This window comes from Psychrobacter communis (assembly GCF_014836505.1).
Classification (GTDB): domain Bacteria; phylum Pseudomonadota; class Gammaproteobacteria; order Pseudomonadales; family Moraxellaceae; genus Psychrobacter; species Psychrobacter faecalis.
Genome location: NZ_JACSQR010000015.1, coordinates 1 through 18,540, shown reverse-complemented (window position 1 = coordinate 18,540; position 18,540 = coordinate 1). Strand labels below are relative to the sequence as shown.

At 43.7% G+C, this 18,540-nt stretch carries 12 protein-coding genes; 6 read left to right on the top strand and 6 right to left on the bottom strand.

All coding sequences use genetic code 11. The annotated features are described in order from the left end of the window. Positions 1-39: 39 nt before the first annotated feature. Positions 40-1,398 (bottom strand): GNAT family N-acetyltransferase, encoded by a 1,359-nt coding sequence (locus tag H9653_RS06825; RefSeq protein ID WP_191691511.1) that lies wholly within the window; start codon positions 1,396-1,398, stop codon positions 40-42. Between the two features lie 852 nt (positions 1,399-2,250). Here H9653_RS06825 and H9653_RS06820 point away from each other — a divergent pair. Together H9653_RS06820 and H9653_RS06815 are read left to right on the top strand one after the other, a co-directional pair. After that, positions 2,251-4,473: an NADP-dependent isocitrate dehydrogenase gene (locus H9653_RS06820; protein WP_191691441.1), complete on the top strand. Its 2,223-nt coding sequence runs from the start codon at positions 2,251-2,253 to the stop codon at positions 4,471-4,473. Between the two features lie 414 nt (positions 4,474-4,887). Then, positions 4,888-5,268 carry a potassium channel family protein gene (locus tag H9653_RS06815; RefSeq protein WP_219621713.1) on the top strand — a complete coding sequence of 127 codons (381 nt, stop codon included), beginning with the start codon at positions 4,888-4,890 and terminating at the stop codon, positions 5,266-5,268. 113 nt (positions 5,269-5,381) lie between these two features. Here the strand turns inward: H9653_RS06815 and icd are convergent, their stop codons facing one another. Further along, positions 5,382-6,641, bottom strand: a complete 1,260-nt coding sequence (gene icd / locus H9653_RS06810) for an NADP-dependent isocitrate dehydrogenase (protein ID WP_191691439.1) — start codon at positions 6,639-6,641, stop codon at positions 5,382-5,384. Positions 6,642-7,196: 555 nt separating this feature from the next. Here icd and H9653_RS06805 point away from each other — a divergent pair. Beyond that, complete coding sequence (locus H9653_RS06805; protein WP_191691437.1) at positions 7,197-7,823, top strand: pseudouridine synthase; 627 nt, start codon at positions 7,197-7,199, stop codon at positions 7,821-7,823. A gap of 252 nt (positions 7,824-8,075) precedes the next feature. Further along, positions 8,076-8,918, top strand: a complete 843-nt coding sequence (copM, locus tag H9653_RS06800) for a CopM family metallochaperone (RefSeq protein WP_191691435.1) — start codon at positions 8,076-8,078, stop codon at positions 8,916-8,918. Between the two features lie 114 nt (positions 8,919-9,032). On the opposite strand, the gene H9653_RS06795 is transcribed toward copM, so the two are convergent. Then, complete coding sequence (locus H9653_RS06795) at positions 9,033-11,003, bottom strand: M61 family metallopeptidase (RefSeq protein WP_191691433.1); 1,971 nt, start codon at positions 11,001-11,003, stop codon at positions 9,033-9,035. A 326-nt stretch (positions 11,004-11,329) separates the two neighbouring features. Between H9653_RS06795 and H9653_RS06790 the strand changes: the two genes are divergently transcribed. Continuing rightward, positions 11,330-11,815 (top strand): FKBP-type peptidyl-prolyl cis-trans isomerase, encoded by a 486-nt coding sequence (locus H9653_RS06790; RefSeq protein WP_068407618.1) that lies wholly within the window; start codon positions 11,330-11,332, stop codon positions 11,813-11,815. A 482-nt stretch (positions 11,816-12,297) separates the two neighbouring features. On the opposite strand, the gene H9653_RS06785 is transcribed toward H9653_RS06790, so the two are convergent. Further along, entirely contained in the window at positions 12,298-14,508 is a 2,211-nt protein-coding gene (locus H9653_RS06785; RefSeq protein WP_191691425.1) for a carboxy terminal-processing peptidase, read from the bottom strand. Positions 14,509-15,062: 554 nt separating this feature from the next. Here H9653_RS06785 and nagZ point away from each other — a divergent pair. Next, a complete protein-coding gene (gene nagZ / locus H9653_RS06780; protein WP_191691423.1) occupies positions 15,063-16,133 on the top strand; it encodes a beta-N-acetylhexosaminidase in 1,071 nt (356 codons plus the stop codon). Positions 16,134-16,264: 131 nt separating this feature from the next. On the opposite strand, the gene H9653_RS06775 is transcribed toward nagZ, so the two are convergent. Both H9653_RS06775 and H9653_RS12705 read right to left on the bottom strand, forming a co-directional pair. Beyond that, positions 16,265-17,980 (bottom strand): OmpA family protein, encoded by a 1,716-nt coding sequence (locus tag H9653_RS06775; RefSeq protein WP_191691421.1) that lies wholly within the window; start codon positions 17,978-17,980, stop codon positions 16,265-16,267. A 416-nt stretch (positions 17,981-18,396) separates the two neighbouring features. Continuing rightward, positions 18,397-18,492 carry a hypothetical protein gene (locus tag H9653_RS12705; RefSeq protein WP_353888986.1) on the bottom strand — a complete coding sequence of 32 codons (96 nt, stop codon included), beginning with the start codon at positions 18,490-18,492 and terminating at the stop codon, positions 18,397-18,399. Positions 18,493-18,540: the final 48 nt, after the last annotated feature.

Below are 18,540 nucleotides of genomic sequence, written 5' to 3'. Positions count from 1 at the left end.
AAGTCATTGGGCAAAGATTAGCAAAAAAATGATCGAGGATTAATCAGTACTATCAAACGTCGGCATATTATCAATATTAAAGGGCAATGCTGCAAAGGCTTGCTTGCGATATTGCGCCATATGCATGCGGTCTTTTAGGCAAAAATTACTAATCGCTGGGACAAAACGCCCATCGTAAATACGGTGCAACGAGTGAGTTTTGGTCGGAACAAAACCTCGGACTAATTTGTGCTCACCTTGGGTGCCGGGGTCAAAATACGTCAAACCTTGCTCAATCGCAAACTCGATACCTTGATAATAACACAGCTCAAAGTGTAGGCTATCATACTCAGCAAGCGCGCCCCAATAACGACCATAAAGCGTGGCGTTTTGGCTATTGGGTTTATCATAAAAAAACAAACTGCTAGCGATAATTTCACCATTGGCATCAAGTGCTTGTGCCAGCATCAAATGCTTAGGCATGCTAGCAGCCAGTCTTTTAAAAAAATCTAGCGTGAGATAAGGCTGCTGCCCACGTACCGCGTAGGTCATCACATAACAACGATAAAACGTCTGCCAATCCTCTGCAGTGATAGCAACCCCGCATTTACGCTGGCAAGAGATGCCTTGCTCGGCAACTTTACGCCGCTCAGCACGCACGGTTTTGCGTTTTTTGGCTCTAAAGGTTGCCAAAAATGCCTCGAAGTCGGCAAATTGTTTATTGTTTTGACTGACATTTTTATTTTGCCATAAAAACTGGCAGCCCTGCCGCTCAAGTATCGGTAGCTCAATCGGTTCTACTGTACCGCTATTTTTTTGATTATTAAGCGCCATTTCTATATCGATATCAGTCGGCATTGCTGTATTGGCAATAGCTACCATCTCAGACGTTGCAAACAAACCATGCCAGCTAGAGGCCTCTACTTGCTGGGCGATATCATCAACGCCTGCGATAGCTGTCTTTAAAATATCCGCATTTAGCGCCTCACCTTCTGCTAGCCACAGACGCTGGCCAGTCACGGGTGTATAAGGCGCGCTAGTCACCAAACGCGGATAATAATCAAGACCATACTGCGCATAAGCTTGTGCCCACGCATGGTCAAAGACGAACTCGCCTTGATGATGCCCTTTAATAAAAACAGGCATAACGGCAATAGGCTGCCCTATTGGTTCTGAAGTAAGCGCTGGCTGCGCAGCATTACTTTTATCATCATTCGCATTATTATCAATAACGCCATCTGTCTCATTTGGCCGATGGATTAAGACATAAATCGGCAACCAACCTGCTTGCTCACCAATTGCGCCTGTATCACTAAGTGCTTGCCAAAACTCAAATGTCATAAAAGGCGTATCTGGCGTTTGCCAACGCGCCATATCCTGCCAGCTATTATCACTGAGTAACGCATATTGTAAATTCATCATCACCACACTATTTTTAGAATTTATTATTAAGCTCATTGGTTTTATCGTTTAGCCTAGCAAATATCAGCGCTTTTGCTGTCACAATTTGCAAAAAACCAGAAGTTATCTAGCGCTAAAATACTTTTATGAAGAAGGGTTATCAACAAAGGCGCATAAAAATGCCCTACGGACAGATTACTAAGTCTTTTATTGATGGAGCGCAGGATTGGGTTTTGCTAGCGTTAGTGTGTTAAAAACAGATAATTTGAAGTATGTAGACTATTTCAACGTCGATAAGCCGATCATTTCAAAAACAAGCTTACAAAAGTAAAAATGGCACTAAAAGCGCGCTAATTACACGCAAAAGATGATATTGAGGGCGAGGACTGGTAGAATAAGGCTATTATTAGCTTAATATAATTCAGATACATAGGGTATGAGCGAAAATAGTATACTTAGTTCAATATACAACATTGACATCATATCAGATTTATAGTGGATCAACTATAATATAGCGTCAGCCATTCGCGCTCAGATCATTGTAAATCATGAGTATTGAGTCGCTGGTTTGCATAACTTTTTAACTAAGGTCTTTTGAGTGTGACCTTTTATAATGTTTTATAATCACTCTTTAATAAAGCTGGTACTTGATCGAGCGCCTGCTTTATAGAGACGAATAAACATAAATGGCTGGCGACGAAACTTTTCTCGCCGTCATACTCGCTCAAGAATGGCGATAAAAGACGACTGATGTATTTGAACCTCGAACCAACCCCGTAGACCATTATGGTATAAGGGCTGTATAAAGCTATTAAATGATACCGCAGCCTTATTAACCTCATTAATGACAACAAGGAATAATCTACTAACATGTCAAAAATTATTTATACAAAAACTGACGAAGCCCCAGCGCTTGCCACCTTATCATTTTTGCCGATTGTAAAAGCATTTGCCCAGACAGCAGGCGTCGACGTTGAAACCAGTGATATCTCGGTCGCGGCGCGTGTGTTGGCTGAATTTCCAGAATACTTAACCGAAGAGCAGCGCGTTCCAAATAACTTAGAAGCGCTTGGTAAATTGACTCAAGATCCAAACGCCAATATCATCAAACTACCAAATATCAGTGCTTCTGTACAGCAGCTAAAAGCGGCTATCAAAGAGCTACAAGCTAAAGGCTACGCGATTCCTGACTTTCCAGACGAGCCAAAAAACGCAGAAGAAGAAGAAATCCGTCGCCGTTATGGCAAAAGCTTAGGCAGCTCGGTCAACCCTGTATTACGTGAAGGTAACTCAGACCGCCGCGCGCCAAAAGCAGTCAAAAACTACGCGCGTAAACATCCGCACTCGATGGGCGAATGGAAGCAGTGGTCACAGACTCACGTTTCGCACATGCATAGCGGCGACTTTTATGACGGCGAGCAATCGATGACCTTGGATAAAGCGCGTACCGTGCGTATGGAGCTGTTGCTCGAAGACGGTACGACCAAGGTATTAAAACCAAAGATTGCCTTACTTGATAAAGAAGTCATCGACTTGATGTTTATGAGCAAAAAAGCGCTGCTTGAGTTCTATGAGCGTGAAATGGAAGATTGCCGCGAAGCCGGTATTTTATTCTCATTACATGTAAAAGCCACAATGATGAAGGTATCACACCCTATCGTCTTCGGTCACGCGGTGCGTATTTATTATAAAGACGCTTTCCAAAAACATGGCGCGTTATTTGATGAGCTAGGTATCAACGTCAATAACGGTATGGCAAGCTTGTACGAAAAAATCACCGAATTGCCAGCCAGCTTACGTGAAGAGATTGAGCGCGATCTCCATGCCTGCCAAGTACATCGTCCGCGTCTAGCGATGGTTGATTCTTCAAAAGGCATTACCAACTTCCATTCTCCAAGTGACGTGATTGTTGATGCGTCTATGCCGGCGATGATTCGTAACGGCGGTAAAATGTGGGGCGCTGATGGTAAATTATATGACTGTAAAGCGGTCATGCCTGAATCGACCTTTGCGCGTATTTACCAAGAAATGATTAATTTCTGTAAATGGCATGGTAACTTTGACCCAACCACCATGGGTACAGTACCAAACGTTGGTTTGATGGCGCAAAAAGCGGAAGAATACGGCTCGCACGACAAAACCTTTGAATCTAGCGACAATGGTATCGCGCGTATTGTCGATATCGACTCAGGCGAAGTTTTACTTGAGCAGCGTGTTGAAAAAGGTGATATCTGGCGCATGTGTCAGACCAAAGATGCCCCTATCCAAGACTGGGTGAAGCTTGCTGTTCGCCGTGCGCGCGAATCAGATACGCCGGTTATTTTCTGGCTCGACCCATACCGTCCGCACGAAAACGAGCTGATTAAAAAGGTAAAAACCTACCTAAAAGATCATGACACCAACGGTCTGCACATCGAAATCATGTCACAAGTTCGCGCCATGCGTTATACCCTAGAGCGCGTTGCCCGTGGTTTAGATACGATTTCTGCGACTGGTAATATTTTGCGTGATTATCTGACTGATTTGTTCCCGATTTTAGAATTGGGCACCAGTGCGAAAATGCTATCAGTTGTGCCACTAATGAAAGGCGGCGGTTTGTTCGAAACAGGTGCAGGCGGTTCAGCACCGAAGCACGTACAGCAGCTGCTTGAAGAAAACCACCTACGTTGGGATTCTCTCGGTGAGTTCCTAGCCTTGACCGAATCTTTAGAGCATTTGGCGAAAAATGATGATAATGCCAAAGCGAAAGTATTGGCAGACGCCCTTGATAGAGCCACCGAAACACTACTGTTAAATGACAAATCGCCATCACGTAAAACTGGCGAGCTTGATAACCGTGGTAGTCATTTCTATCTGGCAAAATACTGGGCAGAAGAACTGGCTGCTCAAGATGAAAATAGCGAGCTAAAAGCACAGTTTGCGCCGCTGGCACAAAAACTTGAAGAAAATGAAGCCGCTATCGTTGAGCAGCTAAATGAAGTTCAAGGTAAGTCGATGGATCTAAAAGGCTACTATTTAGCAGATGAAGCGTTGGCTGAAAAAGCCATGCGTCCAAGTCCGTTATTCAACGAAGCTATTGCTTCATTGTCATAAATGCTTCGTTGCAAATAAAACCCAAGCTGGCTGAACAAGTCTTGTTAACGTCAGTTTAAAACAAACGCCCCAATAGTCCTAGGCTATTGGGGCGTTTTTATGGCTTCCGTGCTGCTTAAAGCGTTCAAAGCAAACACCTACACCAATGTCTTATATAAAGCGCCCTACTGCTACGGTTAGATGACGCTAATGTTAAAATTATTTTTGAGCATTTACTGGGCCTAAGACTCAGCATAATACTGAGCGTATGGATGACATCTTATGATACTAGAAAAAATAACAACCGCCAGAGGGACTCTTTTTATTTATATCCTCACTGGCAGTATATGGTATTTACTGACGCATTTTTTACCGGACAATAGGTGGCGCGATATATTTACTATCGGCCTTGCCTTCTTGTTTTGCGGGATTTTTATGTGGTCGCTTTTTAGCACCTTGCAGCGCATCTATGGCGATGATGGCAATTTATGGAAAGAGCTTGCGATGACAACGCTTAATGTCTTTTTATTTTTGCTTACCTTTTCGGCACTTTATTACGAAGTCGGCATCGTCGACACCACGCTCGACGGCAATCCCATTTCGCAAGATTTTTGGGCGTGCTGCTACTATGCTGTCGTCACTTTCACTTCAACAGGCTATGGTGATTTTCGGCCACAAGGCATGACTCGGGTTTTTGCAAGTTTACAGGCGTTGATTGGCTACTTAGTGCTCGGTTTAATGGCTTCAACCAGCTTATCGGTGGTTAAATGGACAGCGAATGGTAGCGGTAAAAGTCGTGGTAAAAATGACAGCTAAACTTATTCTTCAATAATCAGTATAAAAACCATAAGCACAAAAAAACCATCTATAAAAATATAGATGGTTTATTGTTTGCGCTATAAATTATAAAATCACCTGCTATAAAGCCCTTACGCATCCATATGCTTAATAATGGCTTTGCCAAACTCCGAGCTACTGAGCAAAATGGCATCTGGCATCAAGCGCTCAAAGTCATAAGTGACGGTTTTATTTTTAATCGCGCCTTTGATACCTGCGATAACAAGGTCAGCCGCTTCTATCCAGCCCATATCACGCAGCATCATCTCTGCCGATAGAATCAACGAACCTGGATTGACCTTATCTTGACCAGCATATTTAGGCGCTGTGCCGTGGGTAGCTTCATAAACAGCGATTGAGCCGCCCTTATTGGCACCCGGCGCGATACCGATACCGCCAACTTCAGCAGCAAGCGCATCAGAGATATAATCACCGTTTAAGTTCAAGGTTGCAACGACTGAGTACTCAGCAGGGCGCATCAGGATTTGCTGCAGAAAAGCATCAGCTATGACGTCTTTGATAATAATGTCATTACCAGTTTTTGGATTTTTCATCGTCATCCAAGGTCCACCATCGAGCAGCTCCGCACCAAAACGTTCAGCGGCAAGCTCATAGCCCCATTCTTTAAACGCGCCTTCGGTAAACTTCATGATATTACCTTTGTGCACGAGAGTGACGCTCGGTAAGTCATTATCGATTGCATGCTGGATAGCTTTACGTACCAAACGCTGCGAGCCTTCTTTTGATACAGGCTTGATGCCGATACCGCAGTCATCTGAAAAACGGATTTTGGTTACGCCCATCTCTTCCTTTAGGAATTTAATGACTTTTTTGGCGTCATCACTGCCCGCTTTCCACTCGATACCGGCATAAATATCTTCTGAGTTTTCGCGGAAAATCACCATATCGGTCAGCTCTGGGCTATGTACAGGACTTGGCACACCTTCAAACCAACGTACGGGACGCTGACAGACGTACAGGTCAAGCTCTTGCCGTAGCGCGACGTTTAATGAGCGCATACCGCCGCCAACTGGCGTGGTCAGAGGCCCTTTAATGCTTATGACATACTCGCGCAAAATCTCTAGCGTTTCGGTCGGCATGTATTCGCCATCATAGATTTTAGATGCCTTTTCGCCGCAATAAACTTCCATCCAAACGATCGATTTTTTGCCTTTGTAGGCTTTTGATACGGCGGCATCGACCACTTTAATCATCACCGGCGTGATATCAACACCAATGCCATCACCTTCGATAAAGGGGATAATCGGATGATTAGGGACGTTTAGGGACAAATCAGCGTTGACGGTTATTTTTGCGCCGTCTCTTGGGACGATAACTTTATCATAGGGCATGGGGTCAAACTCCTTTTATATTTATATATTGGTTGCGCCAGTTTCCTTGGCGCTCTGTTATGCTAGCTAAAATATTTTGGCTTTAAAATGGCATTATGCTAGCGAGTTACGTATTAATAATTTACGTAAAATGCCGATACGCCAATAGGTTTAAAAGTATGTTAGATAATCGTTTTAAAAATCATATTTTTTGCCATTATTTCTATGACTAAAGCGCCGAAATTGCGTAAAGCAAAAATGTTGATTTTTATAATCTCTATCAGATTAATGACATTAAAATATCACCATTTACCTTCAATAGTGTACTAACATAAAAACATGACTGATAATTTTTCTTTTGCATACGTCAGTTTTACCAATCAATATTATAAATACCACAATATGAACAGGGTTATTTAATATCTCGTTTATTGTTATTGTTATTATTACGTTTGCTTATCTGAGTTATTTTTTAGCAACAGTCGGCTTTTTACTTTTGCGTAAAATCGACTTAAACTGCCATGCGTGTGCGTGCCACCGATTAGCAACCAATTTATTGTTAGGAAATGCCATTTTATGTCGACCTCTAGCTTAGTTTTATTCAACAAACCTTACGGCGTCCAAAGTCAATTTCGTGATGACAGCAATAATGACCACACCACTCTATCGCAATATTTCACTGACAAATCGCTGCGCGTTGCCGGCCGACTTGATGCAACCTCAGAAGGCTTGTTGATTTTGACCAGTGACGGACGGGTAAATAAAGCCATTACTCAGCCGCCGTCAGCCAAGAACTTCGCCCAAAACAAGCAAAAACAAGGGAAGACTTATTTGGTACAAGTCGAAGGTTTGGTAAGCGCGGCTCAACTAGAGCAATTGGCGGCGGGAGTACATTTAAAAGATGGCAAAACCTTGCCAGCAGTTGCACGACTGGTTGAGGAAGGTGATTTGCCGATTGACTTATGGCAACGAAATCCGCCCATTCGCGAGCGTAAAAACGTGCCAACGTCATGGCTAATGCTAACTATTTATGAGGGCAAAAATCGCCAAGTCAGACGCATGACCGCCCATGTTGGACTGCCTTGCTTGCGTCTGATTCGTTGGTCGGTGGCAGGATTTGAGCTTGGTTCGCTTGGCGTTGGTGAGTTTGTGCGTATTCACCTAAATAGTGAGCGCTGTCGGCAGTTAGGAATTGTCGATTAGATTAGCGTGGCAAATTAAACCTTATCCGCTTATATGAGCCAATTTTGCTCTGATTTAAATATTACGACTTATTAAACGGCGTGTCTCGAACGCGTAAGGTTTATTTGTTAAGATGCAAAACTGCGCTGACTTGCCAACCTTGCCGTATTTTCGCGTTTTATATCGGTTTAAATTTGGCCATTATTTATCTTGCTTTCTGTCTTATTCTTCGTTGAGCCTGTTTTCTGTTTTTTTTGATAGTAAGGATATATCATGATTGCCTCTCGTCATTTTGCTTTGTTTGCTACCAGTGTGGCTACTACCCTGCTGCTAATCGCCTGCCAGCCAGCAACTGAGGATAATGAGGTAATGCCAATAGAAGAGGCCACTCAAGCCACTAATGAACCATCTGAAACAGCTCCCGAGGATGCTCACGCTGGGCACGACGTCGCTGCCAATGATGTTACAGTAAACGCTGAAAAAATGTCAGATATGCTGAAAGACTATACAAAGTCAATGATCAGTATGCATAATGAAATGATGGTTGGTATGGGTTATAACGATCCTGATACCGCCTTTGCTAAAGGCATGCTCGGCCATCATCGCGGCGCGGTAGATATGGCAAAAATCGAGCTAAAGTACGGCACTGATGAAACCATGCGTAAACTTGCACAAGACATCATCGACTCGCAGCAGCTTGAGATTGATATTCTTAATAAATGGCTCGCAAGCCATCCTGATGCGCCCAAACCAAAACCCAATACCGAAGCCATGCAAGAAGCGTATGTAAAGGGAACGAATACCATGCATAGCGATATGATGCTCGGTATTGCTGAGCCTGTCGCTGATATGGCATTTGCGCGCGGTATGCTGCCGCATCATATTGGCGCAGTAGACATGGCAAAAGTGCAACTCCAATACGGTACCGATGAAGAAATGCGCAAATTGGCACAAGACATTATCGATGCTCAGCAGCCTGAGATTGAGTTGATACAAAACTGGATTGCGGCAAATAAAGTGCCTGATACCGCGACTATCAATAGTGATGACACCGTTATCAATGATGAAGCAATTGATAAAGAAGCAATCAAAGAAACCACTAAAGCGACAAGTTAAACAGCTATAACGTCTTAACTGTTATTTATAGTACTTTGAATATTAAAAATATAAACCCTTGCTAAGTACGCAGCTTAGCAAGGGTTTTTAATGTCTTCATGCTTTATTATTTATCTATTCACTTTGATGGCGTGCTAGCGCATTTAGCCATGTATTTTCAGTATTGGCGTACACGACAGAGTCCCCATCGCCTTCGCAATCGGTACTAGCCCTTGCTAGACGTAAGCTGACGCTATGTGGAAATGCTTTTTCATTATCGTCATGCGCGTCTTTATCAGCGAAATCAGATTTAGGTAAAACTTTCACCGTCATCAGCTCATCACGGCGGAATAAATGGCATTCCACAGCGCGCGTGGCCTTACTAAGCGTTGCTAATTGCTTGGTGTCTGCTTTAATCCCATCGATTGCAACAATGACGTCATGCGCTGAAATACCCGCCTTAGCGGCAGCGCTGTCACGGTTGACGCGATTAACCTTAAGTCCAAGCGGCGTCTCACTACAACGCATGCCCCACGGTATATTTTTATCGGCAGTCTCTTTAGTGTTGGTATGAATCTTAATACCATTTTCCGTAAGCAGCGTCTCTAGTGGTAGCTCCTCAACGCCATTAACATAACGGCGCTCAAACTCTTCCCAATCTGCTAACGGCATAAACTGCCCGATAACTGCACCCATATCGGCACTACTGATGCCAATACGTTTATTATCCTTTTGCTTTGCTTGGCTATAAAATTCTTTAACCACATCAAACAAACGATAACGCCCAGCACTTTTTGTAAGCAGGGTTAAATCCAAGCATAACGCCACCAACGCGCCTTTGTTGTAATAACTGATACCTGCATTGCCGGTATTTTCATCGTTGCGATACAGCTTAATCCAAGCATCAAAGCTCGACTCGGCGACACTCTGATGCGTGCGCCCCGGTGTTTGATAGTAGCGATTGATTTGCTCAGCCAGTAATTTAAGGTAACTTGCTTTATCAATGACACCTGACGCCTGCAACATAAAATCATCGATATAAGAGGTAAAACCTTCAAACACCCAAAGCAGCGGCGTAAAGGCTTCGCGGCGTAAATCCACCTCTAGCATCACATCTGGACGCACGGTTTTGACCCACCACGCATGAAAGTATTCATGGCTGCATAAGCCCAAAAAGCGTTGATAGTCGCTACTTGGTACTTTTGGCTCATCAGCATTGGGCAAATCGCGGCGCGGGGTAATCAAACTTGTCGAGTTGATATGCTCAAGCCCGCCATAATCCTGCCCACTGGCAAAGGTCATAAAGGTGTAATCGTTAAAGGGCGCATCACCAAGCCAATCTAGATAAGTCTGACAGATTTGGGTGACGTCTTGCTGCAAGCGTCCCATGTTAGCGCTATGCTTACCTGAAAGATAAAAATGATGGCTAAGCGTCTGATGGCTATTATCTTGAATAATAAAATCAAAGCTATCTTGTTCGGCTATCTCAAACGGATGATCGATAAGTTCGTGATAGCTGTCTGCTTGTAGAGTATATATTTGCGGTTTATCAATTTGCGCCTGTACTGCCTCAAGTCCACATGCCAAGCGCACAAGACTAGCGTCTTTATCAGCTAAAAATGCAGCTGGCACGATTAAATCAACTTCTACCTCTTGTTGTTCTTGCCCACCAATCGCTAATGCAAGCGAGGTAAAATTGCCATACAAACGCTGCTGATCGACATACGCCGTACGCACCGATAAATCATAACAATACACTTCATAAAGGACGCATATGCGTTGCCCTGCCTGCGCCTCTGGCAACTGCCATGTATTTTTATCGGTTTTTTGCGCGCGGTACGTGTTGATTTGTTTATCGTTAGAAACGACTTGACTGTCTAAAATTTCATAATGTACCGCAGTGATATTACGGGCAAATTCACGCATTAAATAGCTACCCGGTATCCAGGCGGGCAACCACAAACTTGGCGCGTCGGTATCAGCGTTGAAAGTCAGCGCGACATCGACCAAATGCTCTAAAAACCGCGCAAAGTCAAATTGATAAGAGATATCTGCACTCTGCTGATTCGAATTATTAATCGGTGAGGCTTGAGAAGATAAATTCATAATCGGTGTTATCCTTATGTTTATGACTATGGTAGAAGCCATCATGCAAAAACGCAACTGGCAAACTTTACCCTCTTATCCTTACCAACCACCAAAACTGAAAAATCATATTTATTTACATTAATTCGCCCAATAATTGCTATTTTTTCGGATTTTAACCTTGAAACCAATGGCAGGCATCGCAATTAAAGATGCTAACTGCTAAAGTTACCCTAATAAACTGATGATAATTAACTAATGACGTGGCTATTTGGCTGGCTGATTGGCTTTTTTAGGTTTATTGCAACCGTATTTAAATTTCAATAACGACATATTTAGGATAATTTATGACTACTATCGCAAAAGACACTGCCGTCAAGTTTAACTACACGCTAAAAGACGACGAAGGCAATATCCTTGACCAGTCTCCAGAAGGTCAACCGCTTGCGTATTTACATGGCCATAGCAACATCATCCCAGGTCTTGAGCAACAACTAGAAGGCAAATCTGCTGGCGAAAGAGTCAATGCCGTTGTAGAGCCTGCTGATGGTTACGGTGAATACCAAGAACAAGCGGTACAACATGTACCACGCGAAAACTTCCAAGGCGTTGATGATATCCAGCCTGGTATGCAGTTTCAGTCAGAAGCTGGCGGTCAAGTGATGCTAGTAACTGTGACTGACGTCAACGATAAGGAAGTGACGGTTGATGCAAACCATCCTTTAGCTGGTAAGCGTTTGACGTTCGATGTAGAAATTCAAGAAGTACGCGCAGCCACTGAAGATGAGCTAAACCACGGCCATATCCATGGCGCTGGTGGCGTTGAACACTAATCTCTTCTTGAGTTTGGCGTAAAATTTTCAGACGATAAGATGCTTAGACGAATAGTTAGTTATTAATGAATAGTTATTGATAATAATAGCGCCGTCTAGCTAAAAAGGTCAGTAGAGTAATCTACTGACCTTTTTTTGGATAAATTTTAAAGATTACAGACGTAACAAAGCCGCATAACAACAAGTATTATGCGGCTTTTATCACCAACCATCCATGTTAATGTTATCAGATACTTAATCCCGGAGCATCTTATAACGTACAGGCATCCAGCCTTATCTTCCCTAATCAGCAAACCACCTATCCCTGATGCGACCTTTGCGATACCAATCCCTAGTATCTATGAACCTTTTCGTTCAATCGTGCCGTACAGTTATAATCGCAGATTGGCATGAGGTTAGTAAGAGGTCTAAACGTCAATGCGTGTAAGCATATGCTTACACGCATTGACGTTGCCGATAATGACTGTTCAAGAGTTGCTTTTTTATAGCTTTTCTTCTGGGCTAGCCTGCACCTTTGGATCAGCGCTAAGCATGATATAAGCCGCTTCTTTAATGAACGCTTCATCCTCAGGTAATTCAGGACGCTCACTTTCTTTCATCTGACTGCGCTCTTCAAACTTTGCGTCCATAGCGGCTTGGTAAGTATTCCAATTGGCATAAGGACGCTCGCCCGTTGCAATCAGACGTTTATTTTCCGCTTCCAATGAGCGTTTTTCTATCAGCTGCATTTTTGCACGGCGACTATTGATATCAAGAGGAATCGGTTTTTTCTCATCTTCCATATTACGAATATCATTCAGCGTTGACAGATACACAAAATGCGGGTTTTGCTGCTGACGGATCTTTGATTGCTGATTTAACGTTGCTAAAGTATTGGCAGAGAATTTACCTTCAGGCTTATAAGGGGCAGTTTTAATCGTATCCCATGGTAAGGCTTTTTTCTGCGCGCGCTCGCCAAAGGTCGCATCATCGTAGATATTGACCAATTCAATATCAGGGACCACGCCTTTATTTTGTGTACTACCGCCAGTGACGCGGTAGAACTTACGCTGCGTGAGCGTCGCTGTACCCAAAGCCAAGCTGTCTAGCTGGATTTGCGCCGAACCTTTACCAGTCGTAGTACTACCGACCACCAGCCCGCGACCGTAATCCTGAATCGCAGCAGCAAAGATTTCACTGGCAGAGGCAGACGCTAAATTGGTCAAAACAACCACTTTGCCGTCATAAAGCTGCTCGCCGCCATCGTCATCGCGGTAGACTTGAATATTGCCGCGATTGTCACGAATTTGCACCAATGGGCCGCTTTTAATAAAGAAGCCGAGCATTTTCGCAACTTCATCGAGCGAGCCGCCTGGGTTATTACGTAAATCAACCACTAGACCGTCGATATTTTCTTTATTCAGCGCTTTAAGGGCTTTTTCGGTATCGTCACTGACACTACGGTACTCTTCACCATTGCGGCGCGCGCGATAGTTGAGATAAAAACTTGGTATCTCAAGCACACCGATACGTTTTGGCGTTTTATCGATATTGGGACGCTGTACTTCAACGACGCGCTGTTTTACGCCCGACTCTTCTTGCTGAATAATATCGCGTACTACCGTCACATTACGGGCGCTGGTATCGGGCGTATTTGGTTGACGCACCTTAATGGTCACCGAGGTGCCACGTTTACCGCGAATCAGACCGACGATTTCACGTGTTGACCAGCCAACCACATCAACCATATTCTCGCCGTCTTTGGCAATACCAATAATCAAATCATTGGGCTTAATCTGCCCCGATTTGGCTGCTGGGCCCCCATCTACCAAAGTGACAATGCGAGTATAATCTGGGTTTTTACGGTCAGGACGGATAGAAACCCCGATGCCTTCTAATTGCAGACTCGATTGAATTTGTAGTTCATTGGCTTGGATTGGCGCATAATAATTACTGTGCGGGTCATAAGTGAGCATTGCCGTATTTAAGATGGTTTCCATGATTTCATCATCTTTTAGACGGGCAAGCTGCTCTTGCTGACGTGATAAACGATTGAGCAAAATCTCACTTGGCGTGCGCTCATCATTACGCAGCAAGTCTTGACCGCGCGTAATATCAGGATTACTTAAAAAGACTTTTTCTTTCGCCTTCTCATCTTCTTGACCTAGGGTAATGCTCATCAACTGAAACTTCAGCTGGCGTGTCCAATAGTCGCGCTGTTCTTTTTTGGTTTTAAAATGACTGAGCTTTTCGCGGTCAAGGACAATGCTATCTTTACTGGTCAAATCTATCTTTGTTTTCAGCAGTTGTTTTGATAGGGTAAAATATTCATTAGAGCGCTGACGGTAACGCTCAAAAATCGCCACTCCAGCCGATAGGTCGCCACGTTTTAGGCGTGCAGCAAATTCGTCGGCATATTTTTTCTTAAATTCATCGACATCAGATTGCAAAAACAAGGTATGGTTTGGATCGAGACTGTCAATATACATAGACAAAATCTCGCTACCCATGGCGCTATCGAGCGGCTGATTGAGATAATGGCTACGATCCAGCAAGGCGGCTACTTGGCGGGTGGTAACCTGTTGCTCAGGGGTGGCTTTAAAGCCTGTTGTATTGCTATCAGCCACTGCGGTACTGTAGCTTTGAGTAAGGATAAGACCAGCGACGCCCACTGACGCTGCACTGAGTAACCACTGTGCTGGTTGTTTTTTCATCGTATATACCTAATTATTTTAAGTTAAAAGTATGCTGATTTGTTATTACTAATAAAGGTTATTTAATAGACTATGAGCCAAAAAATGTCGTGATTTTTTACCCTATTATATTTACCATTAAACCATAGGTTACGCTAGCATTGAAAGCAGGCAAATATAGGATAGTTATCTTAGGATAAGGCATTATTTTTATGGTTAAAAATCAATCAATACTAGCACAGCTATAAATACACCACTGTCTCAATCTGTATAAACAATCTTACACGCGGTCTGGCTATTTTTTAGCGCATCCATTGGTGCATTTGGTTATAAGCGTGAATCATCTTGTTTAAACTGATCATTTAAACCTAACTTATTTAAGCCAAGCAAACCGCTATTATGCGTCCCTTGCAATCACTGGCTTAATATAAGGTAAAAGTGAGTAGCGACAAACCATCCGTAACAGAAAGATTATCTATAAGAAAAAACCCTCTCATCTCTAAGCTCTGTCTCGATTTGACTTATAATATAGTGCAAATGGGAAAACAACCTTCTAGCCTGATAAGGATTACGCAATGTACGGCGTTTTAATGATTGATATCGATAGTACCGCACTGACTGCTGAAGATGTCAGTTTAATCAAACAAGCACAAGTAGGCGGGGTGATATTATTTGCCCGCAATGTGGCAGATGCGGCGCAAGTGCGCGCTTTGTGTGACGATATCCGCCAACACAATGCCGATTTATTGATTGGCGTCGATCAAGAAGGCGGTCGCGTTGCCAGATTACGTCAGGGTTTTACGCCATTACCGGCGATGGGCAGGCTCGGCGAATTATTTGACCAAGACCCTAGTCGCGCCTTGAGCCTTGCTTACGATTGTGGTTATTTGATGGCAGCAGAAGTATTGGCGGTCGGCATTGATTTGAGCTTTGCGCCGGTGCTCGATAGAGGCGGTATCAGCCAAGTGATCGGCGATCGCAGTTTTCATCAAACACCGCAGGCCATCATCGCTTTAGCAGGCCAGTTTATGCGCGGTATGAAAGCGGCGGGAATGGCAACCACGGGTAAGCACTTTCCCGGTCATGGAGCCGTCGCGCCTGACTCGCATGTGGCAGAAGCAATCGATACACGTAGTTTAGATGAGATTATCAATAGCGACATGCAGCCGTTTACGCAGACGCTGCCTTGGCTTGATGCCTTAATGCCGGCGCATGTGATTTTCTCACAAGTCGATAATAAACCCGCTGGATTTTCAAAAATTTGGCTCAAAGACATCATTCGCAAACAGCTGAATTTTGATGGGGTGTTATTTTCGGACGATTTATCGATGGCAGGTGCACAAGCTGCAGGTGATGTCAGCGCCCGCGTCAAAGCAGCAATTGAAGCAGGCTGTGATATTGCTCTGGTTTGTAATGACCGCGTTGCTGCTCACGAAGCAGCCAAAGCAGCCCAAGAGCTGCCCTATCCAGACCAAAAGCGTATCAAAGCCATGCGCGGACAAATACCTGTTTGGCAGGGCGACCTTGAATCGACATGTCAGCAGTTTGACTATTGGCACCAAGCAAAGGAAAATATCTTACAGACCTTTTTTGCCAGTCAAACGAAAGCACCTACTGAGTCAAAAGATCCAACTGCTTATAAGTAATTTATTTAACCAAATTGTTTTTATTTCAGTTTTTTTGATGTAATAAAAAACCGCACCTTAAACATAAGGTGCGGTCTTTTTAATATTAATACTAGCTATCGATAGACAACTATAAGTCAGTAGAACATTTATTAATTACTGGCTTTTGGGTCTAAGGCAGTACCACGACTGGCATCATCACCATCTGGTAAAACATCATCGTTATTGCGATCTAATGGATTTAAATCTGGGTCAATTGGTCTGCTATTCGATGTTGGTATCGAACTCTTCGGTGCCGGTAAATCGTTCCCTGTACGGTCATCGCTGTCAGGCATTAGATCATCATTATTACTGTCTAATGGATTTAAGTCTGGATCGAGCGCACCGTTACTAATCGCCACGCCATCATTGGCCATTGCCGTTTCATCATAGACGACGAACTCGATACGGCGGTTACGGAAACGACCTTGCTCTGTAGCGTTATCAGCGATTGGATCTGTCTCACCCATGCCTTTGGTCATTAGCTTACTTGGATCCGCACCTTGTGCGACCAGATAGTCTTTCATCGATTGCGCGCGCTCTTGTGACAACTGCATATTATAAGCAGCATCGGCGGTTTTATCGGTATGGCCGATAATCAGCAGCTTCATATCTGGCACTTGTTCCATAATCTGAACAGCATTGTCCAATAATGGCTTGTTAGCTTCTGGAATAACAGCTTTATCTACTTCAAAGTTCACGACTTGCAGGCTCAGCGCACGCGCCACATCACGAGGATCTGGGTCTTGACCAAGGTTCTGCATCGCCGCTTGTGATGCTGCTAAACTGCGATCAATCTCGCTTTGTGCATCGAGCGGACCTTCTGCTTGTACCGTCATAGCTGGCGCTGCGGCTTGTAAATCAGCAACCAATTTATCTAATGCTGCTGCGTCTGGCGCATTGACCGTAATGGTGTCGCCTTTAATCAGCATACTGGCATTTGGCACATTTTTGACGATTGGTAAAATAGAAGAAAGCTGAGCGGCAGCTGGCATATCGATCGAGAAGTTATCATCGACATCGGCGCGGCAATTATTGGCTTCATCACCAAATGTCGCTGTCAACGCGTCCATCACGTTGCCTTGTAGCGTCTCGTTACCAACGTTCATACGGCAGGCATATAGTCCACTATTTTCACCAGTCGCAATACGTAGTGAAGCCGGTTCTATATCGGCTGCAACCACTGTTTGTCCGTCATTAGCCGCTTGCTGCTCAGTGGCAACTGGCGTACCGACTGGCTCAGGATTGTCTTGACAACCTCTGAGTAGCGCCCACGCTAATGCGCCTAAGATAATCAAACCGATAATCGGTAGCAGCGCTTTCATAAAGCTGCCTTTTTCTTCTTCTTCACGGCGAATAGGTGCAGTGCTGACCGTATCAGACACATGAGCACCAGCTGGTGCGGCAATCATACCTGCAGGCAGAACGGCGCTTGCCCATGCCGGAATATGGTGCTGATAACTGGCAAGATTGTCATTTAAAAACTGTGGCACGGGCGTGGTTCCGGCCAAGCTTTTGATTTCGTGATACGCTAACGGTGCGGCCATCGCAATCAAACCACGGGCTGCAGTTGCATCAACGTTATGTTTACCCGCAAGCTCACGGGCAATTTGGTCGCGGTGGGCGCCATCGGTCCATACGCGGTCATAAAACCCTTGGTCATCACGGGCGATATTTTCATTAGCAAAACGTGTATAAGTCGTATTGTCTGCTAGACGTGCGGCAAAAATAGCATAAAATTGTTCAAGTAAGTTCTGTTTAGCGGGATTGCGATCATCGCCTAATACTGCAGGGCTAACCGTCCGCGTTAAGTGACTGATAATATCCATAATGTCATTCCTCAATAATTGTTATTTTGAATAATTGTTTTGTACCAAACTGCATTCTCAAAAAACTGAAAAGTTAATAGTACTGATATTTCTTAATAACGATATTTTTTAATATTAATATTTATATCAGCATTTAATAAACATTAGGTATTAAAAAGCGGCTTAATAAATATCAGCACTATCTATATTCAACTTTTGTCATTATAAAAGTATTAAGGTTGTATTCACAATCGATGGGCTGTTGTGCAATTGCTACGTTAAGTAATGTTTCAGTTGTGACACGTAACTGCGAAGTCTTTACAGTACAAATTACTAACATATCCATTATATCTGGAAATGACTGTCTATCTTTTTAGGCAAAAATAAAAAGGAGGATAGTCAATGATTGATCCTACCCTCCTTTATAGTCAAAGAACTTATAAATCGCCACACAGCCATAAGAAATAAAAGAACAGTGTGTCAACGCAATCTAGCCGCCACTCTTTACGTTTTTGTTTGACCCAAGCCCACATTTGCTCGATAGGATTCAAATCAGGACTGTAAGGTGGCAGCCATAAAAT

Coding starts and splice junctions, on each gene's coding strand:
- H9653_RS06825 (WP_191691511.1), bottom strand. CDS start 1,398: ATGAATTTACAATATGCGTTACTCAGTGATAATAGCTGGCAGGATATG.
- H9653_RS06820 (WP_191691441.1), top strand. CDS start 2,251: ATGTCAAAAATTATTTATACAAAAACTGACGAAGCCCCAGCGCTTGCC.
- H9653_RS06815 (WP_219621713.1), top strand. CDS start 4,888: ATGTGGTCGCTTTTTAGCACCTTGCAGCGCATCTATGGCGATGATGGC.
- icd (WP_191691439.1), bottom strand. CDS start 6,641: ATGCCCTATGATAAAGTTATCGTCCCAAGAGACGGCGCAAAAATAACC.
- H9653_RS06805 (WP_191691437.1), top strand. CDS start 7,197: ATGTCGACCTCTAGCTTAGTTTTATTCAACAAACCTTACGGCGTCCAA.
- copM (WP_191691435.1), top strand. CDS start 8,076: ATGATTGCCTCTCGTCATTTTGCTTTGTTTGCTACCAGTGTGGCTACT.
- H9653_RS06795 (WP_191691433.1), bottom strand. CDS start 11,003: ATGAATTTATCTTCTCAAGCCTCACCGATTAATAATTCGAATCAGCAG.
- H9653_RS06790 (WP_068407618.1), top strand. CDS start 11,330: ATGACTACTATCGCAAAAGACACTGCCGTCAAGTTTAACTACACGCTA.
- H9653_RS06785 (WP_191691425.1), bottom strand. CDS start 14,508: ATGAAAAAACAACCAGCACAGTGGTTACTCAGTGCAGCGTCAGTGGGC.
- nagZ (WP_191691423.1), top strand. CDS start 15,063: ATGTACGGCGTTTTAATGATTGATATCGATAGTACCGCACTGACTGCT.
- H9653_RS06775 (WP_191691421.1), bottom strand. CDS start 17,980: ATGGATATTATCAGTCACTTAACGCGGACGGTTAGCCCTGCAGTATTA.
- H9653_RS12705 (WP_353888986.1), bottom strand. CDS start 18,492: ATGTGGGCTTGGGTCAAACAAAAACGTAAAGAGTGGCGGCTAGATTGC.